This is a genomic window from Acidisarcina sp., from assembly GCA_035539175.1.
Classification (GTDB): domain Bacteria; phylum Acidobacteriota; class Terriglobia; order Terriglobales; family Acidobacteriaceae; genus JANXZS01.
This window is the reverse complement of the sequence record DATLIY010000007.1, coordinates 827,519-851,960: the sequence shown is the minus strand read 5'-3', so window position 1 is coordinate 851,960 and position 24,442 is coordinate 827,519. Positions and strand designations below refer to the sequence as shown.

Genomic DNA, 24,442 nt, shown 5'->3' with positions numbered 1-24,442 from the left:
GTTACCCTTGTACGGAAGAAAGGCCAATATGGACGACTTGTTGGAAACACCGGAACGGAATTACTCCTCACTCTTTATCGGTGGCCTGGTGCTGGCCATCGTAGCGTCGATTGGTGGATTGATATGGAGCTTCACCCTGTCCTCGCGTCTTGCAAAGTCTGAGGTGGCTCTCGCTGCCGCGACGCAGGAGAATGAGAAGCTGGCAAGCGCGCTGAAGGAGACGAACGCACGGCTGAGAGTCACCTCTGAAACCCTGGGCCAATCCGTCGGAATGACGCAGAAGCAGCTTGAGGCGAAGGCCACCGATCTGATGCGCCGCCAGCAGGCCGACGCTTCCCGCCTGGAGAAGCAACAGAGCGAGACTCAGAAACAGATTGGCGCAGTCTCCGGCGAAGTGGCAGGAGTCAAGACCGAGGTTGGCGGTGTGAAGACCGACGTTGCCAAGACGCAGAGCGACCTGGTGGCCACGCAAACGCAGTTGCAAAGCATGAAGGGCGATCTGGGAATCCAGAGCGGCCTGATCGCGCACAATCACGACGAACTCGAGATCCTGAAGCACAAGGGTGATCGCAACTACTACGAATTCACGCTGAATAAGGGCAGCAGGCCGATTCCGGTGGGGCTTGTGAGCCTGGAGCTGAAAAAGGCGGATACCAAGAGGAATCGCTTCACGCTGAATGTGATCTCAGATGACAAGAGGATTGAGAAGAAGGACAAGGGATTGAACGAGCCGGTGCAGTTTTATACAGGCAAGGATCCCATGCTTTACGAACTCGTGGTGAACAATATCAATAAGAACCAGGTTGTCGGCTACATCTCCGCTCCCAAGAGCGCCGGGAAATAACCGAAGAGCAAAGAAGCAGGAGACAGAACAGCCGGCCTCATCGAGGCCGGCTGTATTTTTGCCGTGAGTTGCCGGGGTGAGGCCGTTACTGCGGTGCCCTCAGCGCCAAAGTCTTCTGATGAAGGAAGATTACGTCGATATCGAGGGATTTCTTCTGCTCATACTGCTCGCGCGTCAGCGGGAAGGGAAAGAGCATCAGCCCCTCCACCGTTTGTCCCGGTTCGACTGTAATTTCGCGCACGATGGGAGTGCCCTTCAGCGGTGCCAGCTCCGGATAGGCGATAAAGGCCCGTTCAAAATCGGTCTTACTGACCGCCAGGCTTGTCCGCTCCAGGTCGTTGGGCAGATCCAGCACCGCCTCCATTTCATGAAGGAATAGCGGCCCCTTGGACTGGTTGTGGAAGCGCACCTGGGCCATGACCAGAACCTCATCGAAGGTCTCGCTCTGGCCCGGCATTCCAGCGGCGGCAGGAAGGTTTGATTCTTTATGAACCGGGATCGTAGTAACACGGATCACTTCACCGGTTGCCACCGGAGGCTTCTCGCCAAGGTAGACGTAGGCGGCAATGGCTGCGACCACGATCACGAGAGCTACCAGGACGACCTTGAGGGCATGGGAGCCGGGATCGGAGGACCGGCCCAGATCATCCGGGTCGTGCACGCTTGAGAGAGAGTTCAATGTGGCGCTCACAGTGGGGAAATTGTATCCCGAGTTGCGCAGCCTCGACGATAGGGAACACTCTTTTTCTCTCGATATTTCACGGACGAGGCCGCAGCGCAGCAAGAAAATTGCTGGCATCCCGGGTATTCAGCACATCTTCTTTCGTCAGCCAGGCTCGCCGCAGCTGCAGCAATCCATAGTGCATTTTCTCCATGTGGCTGATGTGGTGGGAATCGGTATTGACGACGATTGGGACGCCCAGCTCTTTCGCCAGTCTCATGTCGCGGTCACACAGGTCCAGGCGGTCGGGATAGGCGTTGTGCTCCATGGCGACGCCGAGTTCCGCCGCCCGTCGCAGCACTCTTGGCAAATCCAGCTTGTATGGCTCGCGGCGCAGCAGGAGCCTGCCTGTCGGATGCCCAAGGATTCGCAGATATGGGTTCTCCATCGCCCGCAGCATGCGCTCGGTCATCTGTTCTTCCGGCTGATTAAAGAGGGAGTGGACGCTGCCAATGACCACATCCATCTGTGCCAGAACCTCATCGGACAAATCGAGTTCGCCCTCGGCCAGGATATCGACTTCGATGCCGGGAAAGATGCGGATGCGGCCCTCCATCTCGCGATCCACTTCCTGGATCTTCGCGATATGCTCCAGCGCGCGTTGGTCGTCGAGCCCGTTGGTCATCGCCAGATTCTTGGTGTGATCCGTGATCGCGATGTATTCGTAGCCGCGTGCCAGCGCCGCCTCTGCCATAGCTCGGATGGTGTTGCGGCCGTCGCTCGCTACGGTGTGCATATGCACATCGCCGCGAATGTCGGTGAGTTCGATGAGCGTGGGAAGCCGGTGCTCCGCGGCAGCTTCCAGTTCGCCGTTGTTTTCGCGCAGTTCTGGTGGAATCCAATCCAGGCCGAGCGATGCGTAGATCTCCTGCTCCGTCGCGCCGGCCACCACCGATCCATCGTCGAGCCGGGCCAGGGCGTACTCGCTCAACGTGTAGCCGTGCTTCAACGCGCGTTGCCGCACGGCTACGTTGTGAGCCTTCGATCCGGTGAAGTATTGCAGCGCCGCTCCAAACGAGGCACGGGGCAGCAGGCGGACGTCCACCTGCAACCCGCTGCGGAGGCGGAAGCTGACCTTGTTTTCTCCCTTGGCAAGGATGTCGGCGATAGGCGGATACGCTGCCGTGTATTCCACTGCGGCACTCACGCAGTTCTCTTCGCAGCCAGGGCCGGTGGCCAGCAGATCCACATCTCCAATCGTTTCCCGGCCACGCCGCAGCGAGCCCGCAGGAGTGACGCTATCGATCCCGGGAAAGCCCATCAGGTATCCGGCAACTTGCTGTGCTACGAGTTCCGCTTCATCGATATGGAAGCGGCCGCTGTTTCTGCGATATTCGGAGATGCCTTTTTTCAGCTTCTCGGCCTGCTTCTTGCCGAAGCGCGGCAGCGCCTCGACCTTGCCCGCATCGATGGCCGCCTCCAGCGCGTCGATATCCGCGACCTCAAGCGCCTCCCACAACAGGCTCACCGTCTTGGGGCCCATGCCCGGAAGGCGAAGAAGTTCGAGCATCGTCGGTTTGTATTTGGTCAGCAGTTCTTCGCGCAGCGGCAGCGTGCCGGTACGCTCGATGGCCAGCAGATTTGCCGCCATGCCTTTGCCGATCCCGGGAATTTGCTGGAGCTTTTTGGCATCGTCCACGATGGCGCTTATTTGCAGGGTGGTGGACTCCACTGCCTCGGCAGCGTTGCGATACGAGCGAATGCGAAAGGAATCCCCTCCGCCGATTTCCAGAAGATCCGCTGTTTCGGCCAGCAATCTGGCCATGCCCTGATTGTCCATTGGCTACCGTAACCCCCGGCGGTCATTATCGCGCGGCCGGACGCGGCATTGAAAATGCGCAGACAAAAACCCGGCATTCGCTGACAGCATATGCCGGGTTTCGGTGGATGCAGTTATTTCCCGCGAGGATTCGGGTCCGCGCTCTCAGGCCCACACCTTCCCTGCACGCGCAGGATGGATGTGTGCCAGGCGTGTGTGCTTTAGTACTGTTTACCTGAATGTGTCAGGCTACTTCGCGCAAGCGAGTGACCGCATCAGCCTGCGGACCCTTCTGTCCTTCAATGATGTCGAATTCGACCTCATCGCCTTCCTTCAGGCTCTTGTACCCATCGAGCTGGATGGCGCTATAGTGAACGAAAACGTCAGGGCCGTCCTCGCGTCCTATAAAACCGTATCCCTTCGCATTGTTGAACCACTTCACCTTGCCTTTGTAATTTGCCACAAGCCGCGTACCTTCCTTAACGCAGATCGAGGCTGGGGGAAACCCAACCTGCTTATCACTAACAGACGCGATGAGTGACCAAATGGTTATCCCTTAAAAACCAAACGAGCAGGGTCTGAAGCTTGCCTCAGACCCTGCTCGTGAATTGCGTATCGCACAACGCCTGCTATGTCAGGCCTTTGCGCCGCGTTTTGGAAGTAGACCTTTTTTTCTCGCATACAACATGACAGCGATCAGAGTCTTTCCATCCTCGATCTGTCCGTCGTCGATGAGCGACAGCACCTCCGACAGCGGCACAAGCTTGACCTCGATGTGTTCATCTTCTTCCGGCTCAGCAATGCCTGCGGAAAGTCCTTCGGCGAGAAATACCTGCATCCACTCCCCGAGAAAGCCCGGGCTGGCGAAGTAGCGCACCAGCTTGGTCCAGCGTTTCGCGCGATATCCGGTCTCTTCGATCAGCTCCCGCTTTGCAGCCGCCAGCGGCTTTTCGCCTTCATCCATCTTGCCTGCGGGCAGTTCCCACAGGAATTGTCTAGCTGCGTGGCGATACTGTCTCTCCATGATGATCAGCGGATCGCGCTTGCTTCGCGAGTCATCCACGGCGAGCATCACCACCGATCCGTTGTGGCGGATCACGTCGCGGCGCGAGACAGTTCCGCCCGGTTCGCGGACCATATCGGTATGCACGTTGAAGAGTGGTCCGGAGTAGCTCAACACCGAAGAGACCACTTCGATATTCCTGGCTGGTTTTTTGGTCAACGAAACAGGCTTCTCTGTCTTGGCTGCTTTTTTCTTTGCCATGTACCCTCGTCCTTCCGAGTTTCTCATTTACGTTACCATTCGATCTGGACCCCAATGATGAAATCACCACGTACGTCGCGCCGCGCCGGAACTGTCTCAAAAGAGAAATCGAGCTTGCCTCGCATCACGGTGATCGGGCTGGGGAATTGGGGAACCTCCCTCGTCTCCGCGCTCTTGTCTGCGGGCTTCCCCATTGGAGAAGTCGTGGTGAGGCGCCTGCCTGAGCGGGCGTCCAGAGGATTACACCTGACCACGATCGACGAGGCGACTCTCGATGCGCCGATCCTCTGGATATGCGTGCCCGATGGCGCAATCGCAGAGGTGTGTGAAGCGCTGGTGGCGCGACGGTGGGAGCTGGGGCAAACGCTTGAGAATCAGATCGTCCTCCACTCCAGCGGGGTGAGAACCATCGAGGTGCTTGCGGCGGCTTCCGAGGCCGGAGCGCAGACCGCTGCGGTGCACCCCTTGATGACCTTTCCGACGCGGAAGCCCGTCACCCTAGTGGGAGCGCCGTTTGCAGTGGAGTCCTCTTCCGCACTGCGGCGGAGGCTGTTCCTGCTGGTGCGGCGCTTGCATGGCGAGCCTTTTCGCATCGATTCTTCCGATAAGATTCTGTATCACGCGGCGGCCACGCTGGCTTCGCCGCTGTTGCTCAGCAGCCTGGTGGCCGCGCAGAGCGCCGCCATGCTCGCAGGGTTAAGCGCGAACCAGGCAACGCGGCTTCTCGCTCCGATTGCCGCTTCCACGGTGCAGAACTTTATCTCGAGTGGAGCGAGGGAGAGCTTCAGCGGGCCGATCGCCCGGGGCGATATTGCCACGATACAACTGCATCTTCAGGCACTCGCCGCGCATCCGATTCTTGCTGATGTTTATCGATCGCTGGCGATCCATGCGCTCGAGTCTCTGCCAGTCCGCAAGCGGGAAGAGATGTGGCGCGTGCTGACAGTGGGTGCAGATGCCAGTACGCTTTAACCACAGGCTTTGTCATGAGAGACTTAGGGTAGATGGACCGTGATTGCGCGATGCATACGTGCGCAGGTTTGAAGTGGGAAGTAACGAACAGGGAGAGAGTTTGGCTTTGCAAACTGAGTGTTATCCCATCTCGATTCTGCCGCACCCGAGCCATATCTTTCGGGAGTATTGCGAGCGCACGGAGCCGCTGTCACCTTTCTTTCCCGCCAGCCCGCGGTCCCATTCCTGGATGCGCGCGTCCTCGACAATCAGCTCCGCTGCACGGGCGTCCCTCGCGGATCTGCTGACGTCGCAGAATACGCATCCGCAGAATACGCATCCTAAGGCACTTGCGAATATCGAGCGCATCCGGCAGGGCGCCAGTGTTGTCGTCACCGGACAACAGGTTGGTCTCTTCGGTGGTCCGCTCTACACCCTGCTGAAAGCTGCAACGGCAATCCGCAAGGCGCAGGACGCCACCGCCGCCGGGTTGCCGCACGTACCTGTCTTCTGGCTGGCCACCGAGGATCACGATTTCGCCGAGGTAAACCACGTCACGCTGCCCTCCCGCCGCTCGCTGGAGACGCTTACCTACCAGGGTGCGCATGTGGCGAATGCTCCGGTTGGCGGAATTCTTTTTGGCGAACAGATTCGCTCGCTCGTGGATCAGGCGGAAGCCCTGCTTGGCTACGGGCCGGTGGTGGATCAGCTCCGCACAAGCTACCAGCCCGGACGCAGCTTTGCACAGGCCTTTGGCGAATGGATCGCGGCGGTTTTTGCGCATCAGGGACTGGTAGTGATGGATGCCTCTCTGCGTCCCTATCACGCGCTGGGCGAGCGGGTGCTTCGACATGCGATTGAACATCCTGTCGAGCTGCGCGATGCATTGATGGAGCGCGACCGCCTCCTCACTGCATCGGGATATCACTCCCAAGTCCTGGTCACTGCGCAATCGAGTCTTCTGTTCTTGATCGATGGCACCACCGGAGCCCGTCAGGCGCTGAAGACCTTGAGCGACGGCCAATGGCAGGCTGGCCGGCAGAATTATTCGTCGCAAGACCTGCTCGCCATCCTCGACAGTGAGCCTGAGCGTCTCAGCCCCAATGCACTGCTCCGCCCGGTTTTTCAGGACGCCATTCTGCCCACATCCGCGTACATCGGTGGGCCGGCGGAGATTGCCTACTTCGCGCAATCCCAGGTTCTTTATGAGCGGATCCTTGGCCACACCACGCAGATTCTGCCACGGCTTTCCGCGACGCTGGTTGAGCCGCAGATTGCCGAGGTCCTGCGCCGTCACGATCTTTCGCTCGACGACATTCTGCAATCCACCGCCGACGATATCGCGCAGAGGCTTGGCGCACGGTCCATGTCCGTGGAAGGGAAGCGCAAGCTGGCCTCCGCGGGAAATGCGCTCGATGCGGAGCTGACCTCCCTGACGCAATACATGAGCGCCCTCGATGCGGGACTGGGCCGATCCGCGGAGGTCGCGGCATCGAAAATGCGTTACCAGATGAACCGGCTTCGAAGGCTGGCCGCAAACTACCAATTGCAAAAGGAAGCAAGCCTGGCACGTCACGCGGAGGCATTGATTCTCGCCCTCTTTCCGGATCGCCATCCGCAGGAGCGGTTGATTGGCGCGCCTTATTTCCCCGCTCGCTATGGCGAGAGCCTGATGGATCTGCTGGTTCAGGAGGCGGGGCAGGAGTGTCCCGGGCACAAGGTAATTTTTCTTTAGAGCCGCTTTCCACGCATCCTCTGGCCGATCGTCTCCCGGGTGTCCTACAATACCCGAGGAGCCATGCCAAGCCAATCAACCAATACGTTCGATGTAACCTGCCCGGATTGCGGAGCGGTACTCAAGATCGATCCCGTGACTCGCGCCGTGGTGACGCATACACCTGCGCCGCGCAAACGCATGTTCGAGGACTTCGAGACGGCCGCGCGCGCCATGCGGGAGCAGGACGAGCGCAAGGAGAGCATCTTCCGCCAGGCGGTCGACGCGGAGAAGAACAAGGGCGACCTGATGGCGAAGAAATTTGCCGAGGCACTCAAGAAAGCAAAGGAAACCCCAGATGGGGAGAAGCCTCTGCGCGACTTCGACCTCGACTAGCCGCATCCCGACGAACCGCATCCTAGTTAGAATCAGCAATGATTTCGGCGCGCGCCATGGCGCGACAGTCCAAGTAGAAAGTTCAATCCCGTAGAAAAGAGGGTCGAGAATCCCCATGAGTCTTTCCACGATGCCAAAGCAAATCGAAGCCCGTCTCCCCAGGTCGGCAAAGGAGTTCCCCTGGACACGAACCGTTGCCGTCGGATCTTTAATCGCGGGCGTCTGTTTGTTGCTGGGGGGTAAGCGTAAAGCGGGTGTTGGCCTCGCCGCCGCAGGCACCATAATCGCTCTGGCAGAAGAGCCGGAAGTGATCAAAGAGTGGTGGGAAGGTATCCCGGGCTACGTAAAGACGGGCCAGAACCTGCTGCAGAAGATTGAAGGATTTGTGGAGCAACTGGCAGAGCAGGGCGAGTCGGTTCGCCGCATGGTTCGCAGATAAAAGTTCTCGAACGAAGAGGGAAGCGGCTGCTGTGGAGGAGGAGGGTTACGCCCTTTCTCCGCGCAGCCCGCGAGTGCTACTCGAAGCCCAGTGCTTTCCGGCCCTCTGGCGTAATTCGCTCCGGGCCCCAGGCTGGCTGCCAGACCAGGTTTACCTTGGCCTGGCTGATTTCCGGGATGCCGGCAAGACGATTGCGAATCTGCTCAACCATCATCGAGTGGGCGGGGCAATGCGGCGTTGTCAGAGTCATCTCAACGGCGACATGCTGGCGCGGAAAGGCGGGAGTTGAGTCGGCATCCGGCTGCAGCGTGACGCCATAGACCAGGCCAAGATCGACAATGTTCACCGGCACCTCGGGATCGTAGCAATCCTTCAACGCTGTAAGTACATCCTGCTCAGTCAATGCCATCCATCGCTCCATTGCCTCCCGGAACTGTACCCGGGTCAGTGCGTCCGCTCTACCAGATACCGTGCGACCGCTTTCAACCCGTCGGCGCGCTCGCCGTAAGGGGTCAATTCCTGAAAGGCTTCCGTAATCAGACTCTCCGCATCCTGCCGCGATTTTTCGATTCCGTAGACTGCGGGCCACGTCATCTTCTCGCTAGCCAGATCCTTGCCCGCGGTCTTGCCCAACTGCTCTGAATCCTGTGTCATGTCGAGCACGTCATCGGCTATCTGGAAGGCGAGGCCGGCCTTGCGTCCAAACTCCTGCAACCGCCGCACATCGTCTGCGCTGCCCCCGGCATAGATAGCGCCTGTCGCCATGCTGACGCGAATCAGCGCGCCTGTCTTTGCACGATGGATGGCATCGACCATCTCTGCCGTCGGCTTGTGGTGTTCGCCTTCGAGATCCAGCACCTGGCCGCCGATCATGCCTTCTACCGTGCCGGTTGCCTGCGCAACCTGACGCACAATCTCGATGGCTGCCGGGGCCGGGCACTTCAGGCCGGCGAGAACCTCATAGGCCTGTGTTTGCAGCGCGTCTCCGGCAAGAATCGCAATCGCTTCTCCAAACACGACATGGCAGGTAGGCTTGCCGCGCCGCAGATCGTCGTTGTCGAGTGCAGGCAGGTCGTCGTGGATGAGCGAATAGGTATGCAGCATCTCCAGCGCAGAACCGAGATCTTCAATGCCCTCGGGCAAACTGCCGTGGCCGGCGACGGTCATCGCCGCCTGCATGCATAGAATCGGCCGCAGCCGCTTGCCGCCGGCGAAGACGCTGTGGCGCATGGCCCGGTGGATGGAGGATGGAGCCTGCTCAGCCGGAGGCATCAACCTCTCCAGCGCGCGGTCTGTGAGTTCCGCGCCAGATTCGAGTATTTCCCTGACGTTGGCGTGCATTTCTTCAATCATACCTGAGGCGGCCCGGCCATTTCTTCCTCTTCCTGGCCGCGCTATTCTTCGTTTGCTGCCGAACTATCCATGTCGTCCAACCGTTCGGCCATGGCGATGGGAATCAGCAAGAGCAAAGCCAAAAAAGTGACCGCTTTGCCCCATGTCTCGTCGGGGGTGGATTGCCAAAGCACCTCGATTCGTGAGGCCCCGGCAGGCAGCGGCACCACCAGCAGCCCGTCTCTGCGCCGAGGACGGGCGGTTTGCGAACTGGCGTTGACGAGAACCCTCCAACCGGGATAATCCATAAGCCGCAACACGGCGAATCCTGGAGTTTTCATCGTGACGCGGATGAGCTTGTGCTGCGACTGCCAGCGATCCACCTGGATCTTGCCGTCGAGATGCGGAGCCTGCGGTGTATAGACAGGGTTGCTCTCGACTTCGCTCTCCTCAACTTTGCTATCTAGGACTTCGGCGTCGGGAGAGGCGAGCAGGCGCAGCCGAGGCAGGTTCTTCTGGATGGCGGAGTTGTCCGCGTTCCTGGGCGTGTACTCGTCCGTGCCTTCGACTCCCGCTCCAGAGCGGAAGGTCGCGATCTGGTGCGCCAGTGTATCGTCCTCATCCTCCGGTTGGTAGAAGGCCGTCATCTCCGCCGCGACAAGGATCGCGAGACACGCTACCGCCGCCAGCCTGACCCAGAAAGCAGAGGAGCGGCGCGCAAGGAGGGTCCATACCGCAAGGCCCGAGACAAACGCCATCACCGCGCTTTGCAACAGAAGCCAGCGCCAGGGGAACTGCAGGAACCGGATCTCAGGCGCGAAACGCCAGATGGGTTCGCTCCACGGCAGCAGGAGGAAGAATATTGCGGCGCTAATCAGCAGCGATCCAATCAGCCACCGGCGCAGGTCAGGGGCAAGAGCGGCCCGGTTCCTTCTGCGCCAAAGGATGGCGAGCGCAATCAGGGTAGCTGCCATCAGCGTAACGGCAAGGATCGATGCTGTTCGCAACACGGCTACATGAAAGGCCTCACCGGCCCGGGCGAAGAGGAAGCTGTCCTCAACCCGCATGTCCGGACCGATGGCTCGCGCAATTTCCACCCATCGGCGCTCATATGCCGCGGGGATGAGATAGAAGGAAGCGATCCCCATACCAAGGCCGCCGCCCAACCCAAGCCGGAGCAGCGTCCACGGCTCCCGTTCTGCAATCGCAAGGGCCACTGCCACGCCTGCCAGCGTATAACAGGCCATCACGGCGGCGGGAGCATTCGTAAGCCAGACGGCGGCAACCACGAGAGCCAGCGGAACCATGCAGCCACGACGGCAGCCACGGCGGCAACCGCGACGCGAGCCAGGATTGGAGCCACGACGGCGCAGCGCGTAGAGCAGGATCAGAGGCATCCACACACCGGCCAGCAACTCGCCATAGGCCGAGCGCTCATAGGCGTTGAAGAGCGCATAGGGGTTGACCGCATAGATGCAGGCTGCCACTGTTGCCGCGCTGCGCGGCATCCAGTCGCGGGCCAGGCAGTAGAGGCTGATCCCGGAGAGAAAAAGGGAGACGAAGACGAAGAGGATGGGCGCCGCTGCCCAGTTCGTCAGTGTCCCCAGCAGAGCACCCAGCATCCATGAGGCGGGGGGGTAGAAGAGAAATCGCGGCTCTCCCGCGCCATAGTTTGCGCCTGCCAGCCAGTGCGGGTAGACAACGCCCTCATGCCACTGCTTCGCTGTCTCCATCCACGAGAGCAGGTGGAAGTCGAAGTCGTGACCGAAGGAGTTTCCCCGCACCACTAATGGGAGAACAGCAGCGAGAGCACACAGAAAGATCCAGCCGATCCCAGGCAGATCCTGCCGCCGCAGGCCCGCGTTCCGTTCGCCGCGGATAAGCTCTGGAGTCGCGAGCATTATGGAACCAGCCGCAGCGTATGCCGGGTCGCGGCCTGCACCGCCGCATCGGAAGAGGGAAGCGCGAAGGTTGTGCCGCCATACCAGGCGCTCCAATGATCGCGATAGTACGGGCTGAGAGGATCGCCCGACTCTCCCATGACGATATTTTCCGTCGATGCATCCGGGTCGCTCCAGTCCATGGTGAAGCGTTGCGACGGCCCAAAGGTGCGGCCTACCTGCTTCACCGTGGTGTAGCCTCCGCTCTGCGGCTGCGCTCCCGTTCCCGTCCACTTCTTAACCCATGGGATCATGCTGTAGATGGGGTGTTCCAGATCGATGACATGCTGCGAGCCATATTGCCAATGGGCCAGATCTCGTGGGGCATGCGTCTCCTCCAGACCCTTGCTCACGGCCGCGGTCAGCAGGTCGTCCCAATCCTTGTAGCCCTTGGGAAGCCACTGCGGCGGAGCATGCATGACGATCTCCTCCTGTGCGAAGGAACTCTCAGGCCATTCGTAGATGTTCCACTCCGGTCCCAGCTTCGGCTCGAGGATCAATGGCCAGAATGCAGCGCGCGCAGCGGTCACGATGGCGGCTGGGGACGAGTCAACGCCCATCATGCCATCCCAGGATCGCAGCAGGTCTGCCGCCTGCTTCAGGCGATCGTCGGCCTTTGTCGCATGATCGATCGCGTAGGCGAAGCGCTGCGCCATCTCCTGATCGACTTCGGAATAGACATCCGTCTGCAGCGTAATCATATCTTCACGCTTCAGACCGTTCTTACCGGCCAGCCACTTCCAAATGCGCTCATTGCGATAAGGAGCGGCCCAGCTCAGTGTCAGCGGGTATGCGTAGCCATCGGGAGTGATACGGGAGTTTGCCGTTGCCAGCAGGCCGAGCGCAGGATCGAAGGTGCTTGGAAGCGCTTCAAACGGAACATAGCCCGCCCATTCGTGCTGCGCGTCGTCAATGGGAACTCCGCTGAGTCCATTCGGCCGGATCGGAATTCTGCCAACCGCCTGATAGCCGATATGGCCCTCCGCGTCTGCGTACACCAGGTTCAGCGTCGGGCCCCACCACCGCGATGCAGCATCACGAAACTCCGTCCAGTCCTTCGCGGAGTCCATATCAAAGAGGGGGAAGCCTGTGGAGGTGGAGTCGTAGGCAACCCAGCGCAGAGCAAGCGCGCGCTGCTCATGCGCCAGCATCGGGCTCAGGATTGGCCCATGGTTCGTGAGGCGCACATCGAGCGTCTGCGTGCGGCCGCCACGCACCGCGATCCGTTCCTGATGGTGCTCCAGCGGATGCCATCCATCCGGCGCCTGGTATTGGTCTTGATTGTTAAGCGTTTCTACGTAGATATCCTGCGTGTCGCCGTAGAGGGCGGTTATTCCCCATGCGTAGTGATCATTGTGGCCGGCGACGATGAACGGCACTCCTGGGAGGGCAACTCCCTCGGCATGAAAATCTCCCGATCGCAAATCCGCCTCATACCAGATGTTCGGAATGCCGAGATCGAGATGCATATCGTTCGCAAGCAGAGGCTTGCCGCTTGCGGTGTGCGCGCCTGAGATCGCCCACTCGTTCGATCCCGGCTGGCACGCCCGGCAACTCTGCCTGCCCAACGCCTCGCGCAGGTGCAGCAGATCCTCTACCGCCGCCTGCGACTCGTCGAGGGGAACATTGGGGATTTCCTGCTGTGGCTGCGTCAGATCCGGCTCGGATGTGATGGGCGGATGATCGCGCCAGGAGCCGGTAGGATACAGGTCCTTGACGAGATCGGAGGGCAGCTTTGCCGCGATCCGCTCGCGGCTCAACTTCTCATAAAAGTGTTCGTCGAGTGTCTGCACCATGCTCAGGCCGATCACGATGGAGTCCGCCGTGCGCCAGGGGCGGGGCTTGTAAGAAAGCAGACGGAACTCAGCCGGCAGATGTTGCGCATGCGTGTCGATGTAGGCATTGACGCCGCGGGCATAAGCCTCAAAATACTGGCGGTCGCGCTCGGGCATCGCCGCGGAGATGCGCTCCGCGGTGGCGCGCATCTGCAGCAGGCGCTGGACTCTGTCGTGCTCCAGCGTGCGGCTGCCCAGGATTTCCGAGAGCTCTCCAGCCGCGTTTCGCCGCTCCATGTCCATCTGCCACAGGCGGTCCTGCGCCGTTACGTAGCCTTGAGCCTCAACAAGATCCTCCAGGCTGGCAGCGTTGAGATGCGGAACTCCGTGCACGTCGCGGCGGACGGTTACAGCGGCCTGCAGACCGGCCAGATGCTCTTCGCCATCGAGCAGTGGAAGCGAATCGCGCATGGCGTGTTTCAACCACACAGCGGCGCCCGGCAAGGCAATTACAGCCAGCACCGCGAGCAGGAGCAACAAGCCGACAAAGAATTTCAACCAGGGCCGGAGCCGTTCTTCGTTCATCGTCCTCATTGGCACAGAGCATCAATCCAGAAAGCGGAATCATGCCCATTGTCTCATTGTGCACCGCGAGTTGTGGTCCGCGAGAAGGCTGGCGATGGATGCGGCCATCCGCTTCCCCGCTTGACTTCCCGCTCACTCCCAGCAATGCTAGTTGTTTCGTGTTCCAGAGTTTTGTGGACTGTTTAAAGGGAGCGTTACGCAGTGAAGGTTCGCGTCTTGTATCACGACAAGTGCTTTGATGGAGCCTGTTCGGCTTCCCTCTTCACCCGTTTTCATCGCGAGTGCATTCGTTCCGGCGATGAATATGAATATCACGGCCTGGTCCACCGCGCCGGGGCCTTGTTTCAGGAGGGTGACTTCGCGGGCGAGGAGAACGCCATTGTCGACTTCAAGTATTCGCCATCGCCAAGAATCACCTGGTGGTTCGATCATCATTTGAGCGCTTTTTTGACGCCTGCCGATCACGAGCACTTCCTCCAGGGCCAGCGCGACGGCTCCTATGCCATGCGCCATTTCTACGACCCCGACTACACCTCGTGCACAAATTTTCTGGCGGATGTCGCGAAAAAGTATTTTGGATTCGATACCCGGCCGATGGCGGAGATGCTCAAATGGGCGGACATCGTGGACGGCGCGCTCTATGAGAGTCCCCAGGCTGCCGTTGAAATGCGCGAGCCCGCGATGAAGCTGACGCTCATCATCGAGTCCGCCGAAGATCCGGCCTTCATTCCGCGGCTGATCCCCCTGCTTACCTCGATGCCGCTCGCGGAAATCCTGGAGCAGCCATTCGTGAGCCCGCTGTTGCCGCCGCTGCTGGAGCGCCACCAGGAAGCGCTGGCGCTCATCCGCGAACGCGCCGAGTGCAAGGACGGAACGATTTATTTCGACATCACCGATCACCCGCTGGAGGGTTTCAACAAGTTCATCCCCTACTACCTGTTTCCGGATGCTGTGTATTCCATCGGCTTGTCGAAGTCGAGCTTCCGAACCAAGGTCGCTGTCGGCTCCAATCCGTGGACCAGGGTTGATCCCACGACCATGGTGAACCTGGCCTCGGTGTGCGAGCGCTACGGCGGCGGAGGACATGCACGGGTAGGGGCGATCAGTTTTCCTCCCGATAAGTCGGAGCTTGCCCGTGAAGCTGCCGCGGAGATTGTTGCCGGGTTGCGTGCTCACAACCCTCAGCACGTCATGCTGTCTTCTCGTTGAGCTGGGGGCTTCTCCTCACTTCTCTTTGCGATGAGTCTTGAGAAGATGAGTCTGGAGAAGAGGGAAAGCCGCGTGCCCGCTCGGCTCCTTCAGGCCAGCATCAACACGTCGGGCCAGCATCAGTCCATGGCAGCTACTTGCATTGGCTGGGCCACACCGGTGTGCGCTTCTCCAGGAACGCCCGCACGCCTTCCTTAAAGTCTTCGGTGGCGCGCAGCTTTGAGTTCCATTCAATCGCTTCTTCGATCTCGCGGTCCAGGGTTTCTTTCGCATGCTGGCTCAAGAGCCGTTTGATTGCGATCATCGATTCCGGACTATTTCGTAACAATACGTGTGCCAATTTCTCTGCCTCCCGGATCAGGTCCTGGTCCGGCACGATGCGGGTTACCAGTCCAAGCTCCATCGCCTCGGGAGCCTTCATGATGCGGCCGCTGATCAGCAGTTCGCGGGTGCGCTTCTCTCCCACCTGCCGCTTCAGGAAGGAGGATACGATGGCGGGGATGAAGCCGATACGGACTTCGGTATAGCCAAACTTTGCCTCGGGAACGGACAGCGTGAAGTCGCAAACGGTCGCAATTCCCATGCCTCCCGCTATCGCCGCGCCATTGACTGCAGCGATGGTCGGCTTGGGGAAATCGTAGAGGGTACGCAGCACCTTGGCTACGCGCTCGGAATCCCTGCGATGCTCTTCCGGAGTCTTGGCGGTCATTGCTTCGAGATGCTCCAGATCCAGCCCCGCGCAGAAGGCGGATCCGGCGCCGGTCAGGATCACGACGCCGCATCGGCATACCGCCGCGGCCTCGAGCGCCTCTGTCAACTCTCGAATGACTTCCTCATCCAGCGCATTCCGCTTCTCCGGACGGTTCAAAGTAATGGTTTGTATGCCGCCGTCCTGCCGCGTTTGGATGTAGCGATGGTGTTCCATAGCTCTGCCTTAGCCCCCGCAAGTCTGAAGAATACACATCTTAAACCACCGTCTGGAGCGCTGGGCAGTTCCCCGCGGCAGCTACTGTTTTGGCAGGCCAAACTGCTCCTCGATGGCGTGTGTGGCCCGAATCAACGCGTCGAGGGGCTGCAGCTCCGGCAGCACCGCGCCGAGTCTTCTCAGTTCGTCCACCGCCACTTCGGTTGCCAGATTTCCGACCAGCGCATCCTGCGCAAAGGGACATCCACCCATGCCGCCTATCGCCATATCCATCCGTCGGCAGCCAGCGTTATAGGCTGCGGCAACCTTGGCTGCAACCTCCTGGGGACGAGCGTGCAGGTGCACTCCAATCTCCACGTCGCCGTATTCGCGCAGCACTGGTTTGAGCAGGTCTTCCACCTCTTGCGGAGAGGCGAGGCCCACCGTGTCCGAGAGTGAAATCTGCCGGATTCCCATGTCGGTCAGCAGATCGCAGGCAGCGAGCACTTCCTCGATGTCCCACGGATCTCCATATGGGTTGCCGAAGGCCATGGAGACGTAGGCGACCACGTCCAGCCCCGCCTGAAACGCAGCCTGGCCTACCGCTTCAAGCTGGTCAAGCGCTTCTTCGGGAGATTGCTTCTGATTTCGCCGCAGAAACTCCGGCGAGATGGAGTAAGGGAAGCCGAGTGTCTGCACGCGGCCCGTATGGATGGCGCGTTCCGCACCCTTCTCGTTTACCACGATGCCCAGGATCTCCACCTCCGGCGGCGCGTCGAGATATTCGAGCACCTGCTCGGAGTCCGCCATCTGCGGCACCGCCGCGGGAGAGACAAACGATACCGCATCGATATGGCGGAAGCCCGCGCCGATCAGCATGCGGAGATACTCCGCCTTTACCTCCGCGGGCATCGTCTTCGGCAGACCCTGCCACGCATCGCGAGGACACTCGATGATCTTCATTTCCTGTTTCAATGCCGATACTCCATCCGCTCCACGGAAACCTCGTGGCTCTCTTCCGATGCAATCACCAGGTAATATTCATCGTGGCTGGAGTGGTCATCCCCGCGCCAGTCTGAGTAGAGCAGCCGCAGTCCGATCACCGTTTCCTTGCAGGGCATCCGCTCATAGCGCTCCATAAACGTGCGGCCGCGAAACACCAGCGCAATCATCTCTTCCGTGATGGGAAAGGAGCGAAGCTCATTTGGCGGGATGACGAAACCCACCACCGGCCGGGTAATCGAGATACTCTCTTCGTCGCGGACCCATAGCCTGTAGCTGGAGATGCGCATCGAGCGCTCGCCGTCGTTCCACACATCGACGGCGTAGAAAGGCCAGTTCATGGAGTCATAGTAGTAGCTGCCGTGGGAGGACTCTTTGCGGTAGCGCGTGGCCATGTCCTTGCGGTAGGTCACTGTCTTGTCGCGTACCTTGGCTGCCGGATCCAGGGCCTGCCTTACGATCCAGAATCGCGGCTTTACCGTTATGCGCATCTGCCATTGCTCGCGCTGCAACTGGGTCGCCGCCTCGGCCGCCGCCAGCGAGCGCCGGGTCAGGTGCAAATAGACCAGCGTCACCGCGGCGGTGATGATTGCGGCGAAGAAGGTAAGCAGGCTTCCCATTGCCTCTGCGTGCGCATCCCCGTGCCGCCGCCACTCGTAGAGATATACGGCTGTCAGCGCCAGAAAAAAGACCATGAGCAGGGCCAGGGCGCCGAGAAAGCGCATCCTCACCTCAGTCAATACCAGGTGCTTCCATATCCGTTTCCCGGGCATCGCTTCTGCCTCTCCTTCGTCCTTTCCCTGGTCCTCTCCCTGGCCGCTTTCTTCCATTCGTTTCGTTGCTACTCCGCGCCTGTCACCACAACGGAACACGATACACCGCACGCGCTGAAGTTGCCGAAGAGCTTCTCTTCCAGAGGCTTACTTCGCCAGGCTTGCCAGCACCCAGAGCGCTCCCACGCCCGCCAGGTGCAACCCTGCAATCACCAGCAGCGCAAATCCAATACTCTTCCAGCGCTGCAACAGCATCGCCAGCAGGCCATACAGAGGGAACTGCAGGTACATCATCGCCTGCGATGCCGTGTCGGCGAGCGAATCGCGCAAGCCCAGGGCGTGCTCTGCCGGAAGCAGCGCGAAGGGGTACAGCATCCGCAATGCGGTGGGGCCGGTAAGGGCAAGAATGCCAGCGGCGCGAACCGCGAACGGCGTCACTAGAATGCCGAGAATCAGCGGCCACCAGGCCAGCCATCCGGCGGAATTTTTCTTCTTTCTGGATCTCTTCTTCGGTGCGGGACTCATGACTTCCAGAATATCCGGCGGGTCGGCGGCTCGAAGATAGCAAAGCAGTGTCCCATCCCGAACAAAGCAGATTTGCATCTTTCTCTCATGTCTGGATGATGCCCACGTTGAACTTTGCAACCTCGGGGTTGAGCGCCGCGGCTTCGAGCGCCAGCATCAGCGCCTCGCGCGTCTTTGCAGGATCGATGACAGCATCTACCCATAGCCGCGCGGCGGCGTAGCGGCAGTCGGTCTGTTCTTCGTAGGTAGCATTGATGGATTCGAAGAGCTGCTTCTTTTCCGCCTCGGTCAGGTGCTTGCCGCCGCGCTCCAGCTGCTTGATCCTCACCTCGACCAGGGTGTTTGCCGCGGAAGCTCCGCTCATCACCGCGTAACGCGCCGTCGGCCACGCGAAGAGGAAGCGCGGATCGTATGCCTTGCCGCACATGGCATAGTTTCCCGCGCCGAAGGAGCCGCCGAGGATGACCGTTATCTTCGGCACCGTGGAGTTGGCTACGGCGGAGACCATCTTGGCCCCGGCACGGATGATGCCGCTCCACTCCGCGTCGCGCCCCACCATAAAGCCGTTGACATCGTGGAGAAAAATCAGCGGAATCAGGTTCTGATTGCAGTCCATGATGAAGCGCGCCGCCTTCTCCGCGCTCTCCGCGTAGATGACACCGCCAAACTCGACGCGCTTCTCGCCAGTATGCGCAATCTGCGGCTGGTGCTGCTTCTGGTTGGCCACAATGCCGACCGAGTAGCCGCCGATGCGTGCGTATCCGCAGAGAACCGTTCGGCCATAGTCGGGCTTGTACTCGTCAAACTTCGAGCGATCGACCAGCCGTGCGATCACCTCATGCATGTCATAGGAATTCTGCCTGGCAGGATCAGGATCGAGCAGCGCATACAGCCCTTCGGCGGAGTACTTCGGCGCGTCGCGCGCGGGGTCATAGCTGCGGTGGTCAAAGGGAGCAGGCTGGCCATGTCCAAGCCGGGCTACCAGCGACCGCAGGCGGGCGAGGCAGAGATGGTCGTTCGGCTCCTTGAAGTCCACAGTGCCGGAGATCTCCGCATGCATCGCGGCTCCCCCCAGCTCTTCCGCAGAGTATTTCTGGCCGATTGCTGCCTGCACCAGTGCAGGTCCGGCGAGGAAGAGTCCGCTGCCTTCCGTCATCAGCACGTGATCGGTCATCACGGGGAGGTACGCGCCCCCGGCCACGCACATGCCCATGATGGCGGTCATCTGCGGGATCCCCATGGCGCTCATCACCGCATTGTTGCGGAAGATGCGTCCGAAGTCGTCCTGGTCGGGGAAGACATCCTCCTGCAAGGGCAGGAAAACCCCTGCGGAATCAACCAGGTAGAGCGTCGGAATCCGGTTCTCCATCGCGATGGTCTGGGCGCGAATCACCTTTTTGGCCGTCATGGGGAAGAAGGCTCCCGCCTTGACCGTGGCATCGTTGGCGATCACCATGACCAGGCGTCCGGCAACGCGCCCCAGCCCGGTTATGACCCCGGCGGCGGCCGCTCCACCCCACTCCTCGTACATGCCGAAAGCCGCAAAAAGGCTGAGTTCGAAGAACTCCGTGCCGGGATCCAGCAGCAAAGCCAGGCGCTCGCGAGCGGTCAGCCGATTTTTACTATGCTGGCTGGCGATAGCTTTCTCGCCACCCCCCTCGCGAATTTTTGCTTCCTGCTGGCGAATTGCGCCCAGGAGGGCTAGCATTCCGCTGGCGTTTGAGCGCGCACGGGGGCTGGCTGCGTCTAATCCAGAAGGTAGCGTGTTTTCGAGCGTCGCCGGCGCAGAGGGAGATGGCGGATTGGGAGGTGTCTTATCAGTCATTGTCGATACGCCTCAAAACCCGTCAGCATAGCACTGACTGGTCATTGCATGCCTCATTTCCGGCTTTTAATGTCCTTTGTGGCTCGTGGAGGTAGTACTTGCAAATCAATGAAGTAAGGAATCTGCAGAATAAGACGGTCATGTTGCAGTTAACCGACGGCGAAATGGCCATTGTGAAGGTCAACTCGGTAGATCTGGAGTACGAAGACATCATGGTCGATGTGCTGGAAACCAACTTGCCCGGAGCGTTTCCGCAGACCCGTCCAGATAATTGCTTCACGATACGGGCGGCCGACATTCTTTCGGCGAGCGAAATCCTTCGAGTCATCTAGTAGTTGCTATGCGGATGCGGGCGCTTCCTCCTGCATCCGCACAGCAAACAAAGCGGTAAGGTAGACGCACGTCAGGAGCAGGAGAAGCAGCACCTGTTGCCGCAACAACAGCGTGTAGAGCCAGGGACTATCCAGCACAGGCTGCCACCGCGGATGGGAAAGAAACTGGAATTGCAGGATCCGCTGCAGCGGTGACAGAACAAGAAAAAGCGCCGCCGCCGCAACTCCTCCCAGACGGCGGTTGCGATTCCAGAGGACTACCGTTGCCGGAATAGCCAGCATCAGCACACCCAGATCCGTGGCAGTGTGGTAGATCGCCAGAATGGTGATGCAGAGGATGGCTGCGAGCGCAACCAGATGTGCGTCGAAGCTTCTTCCCGCGCGGCGCAGCCCGAGCAGCCACAGCGAGAAAAGAATCAGCGAGGCTGTGTAACTAAGCCTGTTATACGTGGCCTGATCCGGCGTAAAGATGCTGAAGACCGCCTGCAGATCTGCCTGGGGCACCCAGTCCAGATGTGGGCGTGGATCGGCGGGCCTTCCCGGCAGTGCCGCGGATACGATGTTTGTCTTGAGATCGCCAACCCAGTGCGCGCTGATCGGGCGGCTATACAGAATCGCACCTCCGAGAAGCAGCATTCCCATCGCTCCTGCCAGGGCCGTGATGGCATATCTGCGTTGCACTCCGCGCACCGCCAAATAGAGCACCACCAGAAGCCCAATATGCGGCTTGACTGCGAGGCTGAGGATCAGGCAAAGGGCGGCGAATCCGGAAAGGCGTTTTCGGAGCAACAGGACCGTGCCTATCGCCAACAGGGCGATTGCCAGAGTGGCCGGCTGGCCCATGAAGATGAGCTTGTTGCTGCGGATGAGCAGCCAGGAGCAAAGCACCACTGCGAGCAGCCTGTGCGGCGGTGGGCATAATTGCAGAATCGTGCCTGCCGCCGTAACATACAGCGCTCCAATCAGCAGGAACCAGCAGACTCGGGCGGTTGTGTACTTCAGCGCGCCCAGCGGAGCGAGAACCAGCAGCGCCGATGGAGGGTAAACGGGAAGCGAGCTGTCCCAGCCATACAGATCGCTATCCGGAACCCCTTGCTGCTTGTAGAGCGCATCCAGTTGATCGGTGTCGTATGGATTACAGCCCACGACCAGGCAGCGCGCGCCCGCATAGACCGGGATGAAGTCGACTGGAGACCGCAGTCCGTAGAGTCCACGCAGAAAGAAGCACAGGGTGGCGAAGACGAAGAGCAGAACCATGGCTTGCGCGCGGAATCGTTGTTTGTCCATGGCTTCGCGAGGGACGCGCCGGCTCCGTTCCCGGCATGGGGATGCCGCGATTCTCACTATAGCGCCAACTTCATGCAAACAAAGTGCCGCGGTATTGCGTTGCGATATCTATCCCGGTTTTTCCCGGAGTTGTCCCGTTTTTTTCGGGATTTTTATGCTCGAATCACAGTTTCCACTTGACAAGAAAGGTACCTTGCCTCGACAGTAAACAGGGATGGCGATTCCCCGGCATACAATGCTGGCAATCGCCCGAGCGTCCGCTCTGGCGCTCCGTACAACTTATGGCAACTACCTTAGCTAGTGTCGAGGCACGCGAGGTTTTACGTTGCGATCATTGCAGTCTGGTGCAGTTCAGAACAGCGAACTCGCTTTGCCGGCGCTGCCACAAACCACTTGAATTAGAAGAACCGCAACCCAAAGCACCACAACTGGTCGTTCCCAGCATGGAAGCGCCAGAACCGGATGGCAGCCCCCAGGTCGCGCGTGCCGTGCGTGATATTCGCCGGGGTCGCAACCTGAGCCAGCGTCAATTGGCGGGGAGGATGCAGGTTCCTCGCACGTACATTTCGAAGATCGAGAATGGTAAGGCATGCCCGACGTTGTCGTCGCTGCAGCGCCTGGCAGATGCTCTCGAGGTCAATATCTGCGATCTGCTGCGGGATAGCCGGAGCCATCGTCAGGAAGAAACCCAATCGATCTTCGCCGATCCATTTCTGGCAGAGCTGGCGTCTTATGCATGCCAATTGGATGCGATGCAGCGTTCGATCTTCCTGAACCAGGTTCGGGAGATGGCGACAGGCCGGAACCGCCGTACCGCATAATCGCCGCGAGGTGCTCCATCCTTTGCCTGCGCAGGGGATGGTGATGCTGTCGTGGCGCTGTGGTGACAATGCCTGAGCGATGGCTCCGGTGCTGCCGTTGTTGACTGCGCGGTAAATCCCGTTCCGTTTGCGGTGACTAACTGCGTGTGCTACGGTCGAAGTTGAAGAGGAAGTCTCTTGCTATCCCCTCGCCCCAACGTGGAACTTTTGACGCCTGAAGAACGGGCCATATTTGCCCGCCTCAATCCGGATCGCCTGCCCCGGCACGTGGCCATCATCATGGATGGCAATGGCCGCTGGGCGGGGAAGAGGAGCCTGAAGCGGTTTCTTGGCCATCAACAGGGGGCCGAAGCCGTGCAGTATGTGGTAGAGACTGCCGCTCGCGTCAAAATCCCCTGGCTGACGCTCTACGCTTTTTCTCTGGAAAATAATCTACGGCGCCCCAAGACCGAGGTGAATTTCCTCATGCGGCTGCTGCGCAGCTACCTCGATAGCAATGTGCGCCGCATGGCAGACAACAACATCCGGCTGCGCTACATCGGGCGAACCCATGAGCTGCCGCCAGAGGTGCAGGAAAAGATGCGCTGGGCGGAGGAGACGACCGCCAGCAACACTGGCACCGTGCTGACTCTCGCGCTGAACTACGGCGGTCGATCGGAGATCGTGGATGCCTTTCGCGGCCTCTACGCGGAGATGAAGCAAAAGCATATCCGCCCGGAGCACATTACCGAGGAGGATCTGCATCGCCATCTCTACACGGCGAATATGCCGGATCCCGATCTGCTCATCCGGACATCCGGTGAAATGCGGGTGTCGAATTTCCTGCTGTGGCAGATCGCTTACACCGAGATCTATGTCACGGACCGGCTATGGCCGGACTTTCGCGGAGTCCACCTGCTGGAGGCCGTCGAAGATTTCCAGCGCCGGGAGCGCCGCTACGGCGGATTGAGCGAATCCGGCGACATGGCCGAAGTTCCTGCCAACGCGATTGCCCCGTGAGGCTACCGGGGTAGCCTTTCCGGATTGGCCGGCTCGTCGACGGGGACGAAGGTCGGAGCGATGAGCTTGATTCCGTGGGTCTCCATCTTAAGCTTGAGCTGTACCAGCCCATTCATAGGCTTCGCCCGGGACTTGAATTCCAGCTCATACTGGTTGTTGAGGATTTTGGAAAGCTCGGTCAGCATCGGAGTGAGAGACACCGGATTCCCCATCCCCGGATAGAGGGATTTGCCCCCTGTCTCCTGCGACATCTGCACCAGGTAGTTTTGCCCGGCTGAGGTCACGACGGGGTTGGCATCCAGCCGGCCCGCTCCCCGGTAGTAAATAGTGAACACCGGAATGGCAGCTCGCTGGGCATCGTGGATTGCCTTGGTGACGTAGGGATTCTCCGGGTTGAACTCCAGATCCGAGTAGCGATCGACGCCATCGCTGATCATCAGGATCTCCCGCCGCCCGGCTGTCTTCTCGCTCGGCCTCTGCTGCGCCGCTGGCCATTGCTGCGCCACTGCGGAGAGAGTGAAGTAGGGGCTGCCTCCGCCCCGAATGCTCTGGGGCAGCCGGAGCGCCCTCGCCGCCAGGGCATGGTCCGCGGTAAAGTTCTGGGCCATCTCTGCGCGGCCGTTCTGCATGTATCCGATGCCGACCTCGGCAGTCTTCGGAAGCGCCATGACGAAGGTCCGGATATCGGCAAGCTGGTTTGCCAGGCCGCTGGCGGAGGAGTCATCGATAAGAATCAGCAGTTGCAGGGAGTCGCGGTCTCCGGTAAACGGCTGCCAGACCGTGATCGGGACGCGTTTGCCCGCTTCAAATGCGAGGATATTCTCCCGCAGCACAGCGTCTGAATTTCCCGCCTTCTGTTCGACGGTCACGATCGTGTGCCCGGTTTGCGCGCTGGCGCAGGTGGTTACGGCGATGGCACAGCAAACCAGCAATTGTTTCCAAATCGTAGAGTACGGCATTCCTTGGCGTTCTCCCTTGTTTAGCCCTGGTGGGGCCAGCGGATTGATAACAGTAGCCATAGCGGCCGACAAAAACTACAAAGGCG

The 24,442-nt window shown here is 60.0% G+C and carries 24 protein-coding genes; 9 read left to right on the top strand and 15 right to left on the bottom strand.

All coding sequences use genetic code 11. From position 1 onward, the window contains the following. The first annotated feature begins 28 nt into the window (after positions 1–28). On the top strand, positions 29–844 hold the full coding sequence (locus VM554_06320; GenBank protein ID HVJ07979.1) for a hypothetical protein: 816 nt from the start codon (positions 29–31) through the stop codon (positions 842–844). An 85-nt stretch (positions 845–929) separates the two neighbouring features. Here the strand turns inward: VM554_06320 and VM554_06315 are convergent, their stop codons facing one another. The 4 genes from VM554_06315 to VM554_06300 all read right to left on the bottom strand — a co-directional run bounded on the left by VM554_06315 (position 930) and on the right by VM554_06300 (position 4,588). After that, positions 930–1,535: a hypothetical protein gene (locus VM554_06315; protein HVJ07978.1), complete on the bottom strand. Its 606-nt coding sequence runs from the start codon at positions 1,533–1,535 to the stop codon at positions 930–932. 67 nt (positions 1,536–1,602) lie between these two features. Continuing rightward, positions 1,603–3,330, bottom strand: a complete 1,728-nt coding sequence (polX, locus tag VM554_06310; protein HVJ07977.1) for a DNA polymerase/3'-5' exonuclease PolX — start codon at positions 3,328–3,330, stop codon at positions 1,603–1,605. A gap of 238 nt (positions 3,331–3,568) precedes the next feature. Then, complete coding sequence (locus VM554_06305) at positions 3,569–3,787, bottom strand: cold shock domain-containing protein (protein HVJ07976.1); 219 nt, start codon at positions 3,785–3,787, stop codon at positions 3,569–3,571. Positions 3,788–3,958: 171 nt separating this feature from the next. Continuing rightward, positions 3,959–4,588, bottom strand: coding sequence for an NUDIX hydrolase (locus VM554_06300; GenBank protein HVJ07975.1), 630 nt, complete (start codon positions 4,586–4,588; stop codon positions 3,959–3,961). A gap of 114 nt (positions 4,589–4,702) precedes the next feature. Here VM554_06300 and VM554_06295 point away from each other — a divergent pair, with 114 nt between their 5' ends. The 4 genes from VM554_06295 (at position 4,703) to VM554_06280 (ending at position 8,088) form a co-directional block, all read left to right on the top strand. Beyond that, positions 4,703–5,560, top strand: a complete 858-nt coding sequence (locus tag VM554_06295; protein ID HVJ07974.1) for a Rossmann-like and DUF2520 domain-containing protein — start codon at positions 4,703–4,705, stop codon at positions 5,558–5,560. A 100-nt stretch (positions 5,561–5,660) separates the two neighbouring features. Further along, entirely contained in the window at positions 5,661–7,274 is a 1,614-nt protein-coding gene (gene bshC, locus VM554_06290; protein HVJ07973.1) for a bacillithiol biosynthesis cysteine-adding enzyme BshC, read from the top strand. A 63-nt stretch (positions 7,275–7,337) separates the two neighbouring features. Next, positions 7,338–7,649, top strand: coding sequence for a hypothetical protein (locus VM554_06285; GenBank protein HVJ07972.1), 312 nt, complete (start codon positions 7,338–7,340; stop codon positions 7,647–7,649). Between the two features lie 130 nt (positions 7,650–7,779). Continuing rightward, on the top strand, positions 7,780–8,088 hold the full coding sequence (locus VM554_06280) for a hypothetical protein (protein HVJ07971.1): 309 nt from the start codon (positions 7,780–7,782) through the stop codon (positions 8,086–8,088). 76 nt (positions 8,089–8,164) lie between these two features. On the opposite strand, the gene VM554_06275 is transcribed toward VM554_06280, so the two are convergent. The 4 genes from VM554_06275 to VM554_06260 are packed head-to-tail and all read right to left on the bottom strand — an operon-like array spanning position 8,165 to position 13,720. Further along, positions 8,165–8,497: a metal-sulfur cluster assembly factor gene (locus VM554_06275; GenBank protein ID HVJ07970.1), complete on the bottom strand. Its 333-nt coding sequence runs from the start codon at positions 8,495–8,497 to the stop codon at positions 8,165–8,167. 35 nt (positions 8,498–8,532) lie between these two features. Further along, positions 8,533–9,441, bottom strand: a complete 909-nt coding sequence (locus VM554_06270; GenBank protein ID HVJ07969.1) for a farnesyl diphosphate synthase — start codon at positions 9,439–9,441, stop codon at positions 8,533–8,535. Between the two features lie 41 nt (positions 9,442–9,482). Then, complete coding sequence (locus tag VM554_06265; GenBank protein ID HVJ07968.1) at positions 9,483–11,321, bottom strand: 6-pyruvoyl-tetrahydropterin synthase-related protein; 1,839 nt, start codon at positions 11,319–11,321, stop codon at positions 9,483–9,485. Further along, positions 11,321–13,720, bottom strand: coding sequence for a penicillin acylase family protein (locus tag VM554_06260; GenBank protein HVJ07967.1), 2,400 nt, complete (start codon positions 13,718–13,720; stop codon positions 11,321–11,323). Before VM554_06260 ends, VM554_06265 begins: the two co-directional genes overlap by 1 nt. A 201-nt stretch (positions 13,721–13,921) precedes the next feature. On the opposite strand from VM554_06260, the gene VM554_06255 reads away from it, so the two are divergent. Next, positions 13,922–14,929 (top strand): DHH family phosphoesterase, encoded by a 1,008-nt coding sequence (locus tag VM554_06255; GenBank protein HVJ07966.1) that lies wholly within the window; start codon positions 13,922–13,924, stop codon positions 14,927–14,929. A 133-nt stretch (positions 14,930–15,062) separates the two neighbouring features. On the opposite strand, the gene VM554_06250 is transcribed toward VM554_06255, so the two are convergent. The 5 genes from VM554_06250 to VM554_06230 all read right to left on the bottom strand — a co-directional run bounded on the left by VM554_06250 (position 15,063) and on the right by VM554_06230 (position 19,958). Then, a complete protein-coding gene (locus VM554_06250; GenBank protein HVJ07965.1) occupies positions 15,063–15,854 on the bottom strand; it encodes an enoyl-CoA hydratase-related protein in 792 nt (263 codons plus the stop codon). Between the two features lie 81 nt (positions 15,855–15,935). Continuing rightward, positions 15,936–16,808, bottom strand: coding sequence for a hypothetical protein (locus VM554_06245; protein HVJ07964.1), 873 nt, complete (start codon positions 16,806–16,808; stop codon positions 15,936–15,938). Next, on the bottom strand, positions 16,805–17,665 hold the full coding sequence (locus VM554_06240) for a hypothetical protein (protein ID HVJ07963.1): 861 nt from the start codon (positions 17,663–17,665) through the stop codon (positions 16,805–16,807). The genes VM554_06245 and VM554_06240 overlap by 4 nt, the downstream gene beginning before the upstream one ends. Before the next feature lie 90 nt (positions 17,666–17,755). Continuing rightward, positions 17,756–18,211: a hypothetical protein gene (locus VM554_06235; protein ID HVJ07962.1), complete on the bottom strand. Its 456-nt coding sequence runs from the start codon at positions 18,209–18,211 to the stop codon at positions 17,756–17,758. 7 nt (positions 18,212–18,218) lie between these two features. After that, a complete protein-coding gene (locus VM554_06230) occupies positions 18,219–19,958 on the bottom strand; it encodes an acyl-CoA carboxylase subunit beta (protein ID HVJ07961.1) in 1,740 nt (579 codons plus the stop codon). A 98-nt stretch (positions 19,959–20,056) separates the two neighbouring features. Here VM554_06230 and VM554_06225 point away from each other — a divergent pair, with 98 nt between their 5' ends. Beyond that, entirely contained in the window at positions 20,057–20,290 is a 234-nt protein-coding gene (locus VM554_06225; GenBank protein HVJ07960.1) for a hypothetical protein, read from the top strand. Positions 20,291–20,296: 6 nt separating this feature from the next. Here VM554_06225 and VM554_06220 read toward each other — a convergent pair whose 3' ends face one another. Further along, positions 20,297–21,577: a glycosyltransferase family 87 protein gene (locus tag VM554_06220; protein HVJ07959.1), complete on the bottom strand. Its 1,281-nt coding sequence runs from the start codon at positions 21,575–21,577 to the stop codon at positions 20,297–20,299. A gap of 443 nt (positions 21,578–22,020) precedes the next feature. Between VM554_06220 and VM554_06215 the strand changes: the two genes are divergently transcribed. Further along, positions 22,021–22,398, top strand: a complete 378-nt coding sequence (locus tag VM554_06215) for a helix-turn-helix transcriptional regulator (protein ID HVJ07958.1) — start codon at positions 22,021–22,023, stop codon at positions 22,396–22,398. A 207-nt stretch (positions 22,399–22,605) separates the two neighbouring features. After that, positions 22,606–23,397 carry an isoprenyl transferase gene (locus tag VM554_06210; protein ID HVJ07957.1) on the top strand — a complete coding sequence of 264 codons (792 nt, stop codon included), beginning with the start codon at positions 22,606–22,608 and terminating at the stop codon, positions 23,395–23,397. A gap of 2 nt (positions 23,398–23,399) precedes the next feature. On the opposite strand, the gene VM554_06205 is transcribed toward VM554_06210, so the two are convergent. Next, entirely contained in the window at positions 23,400–24,356 is a 957-nt protein-coding gene (locus VM554_06205; GenBank protein ID HVJ07956.1) for a hypothetical protein, read from the bottom strand. Between the last annotated feature and the right edge of the window lie 86 nt (positions 24,357–24,442).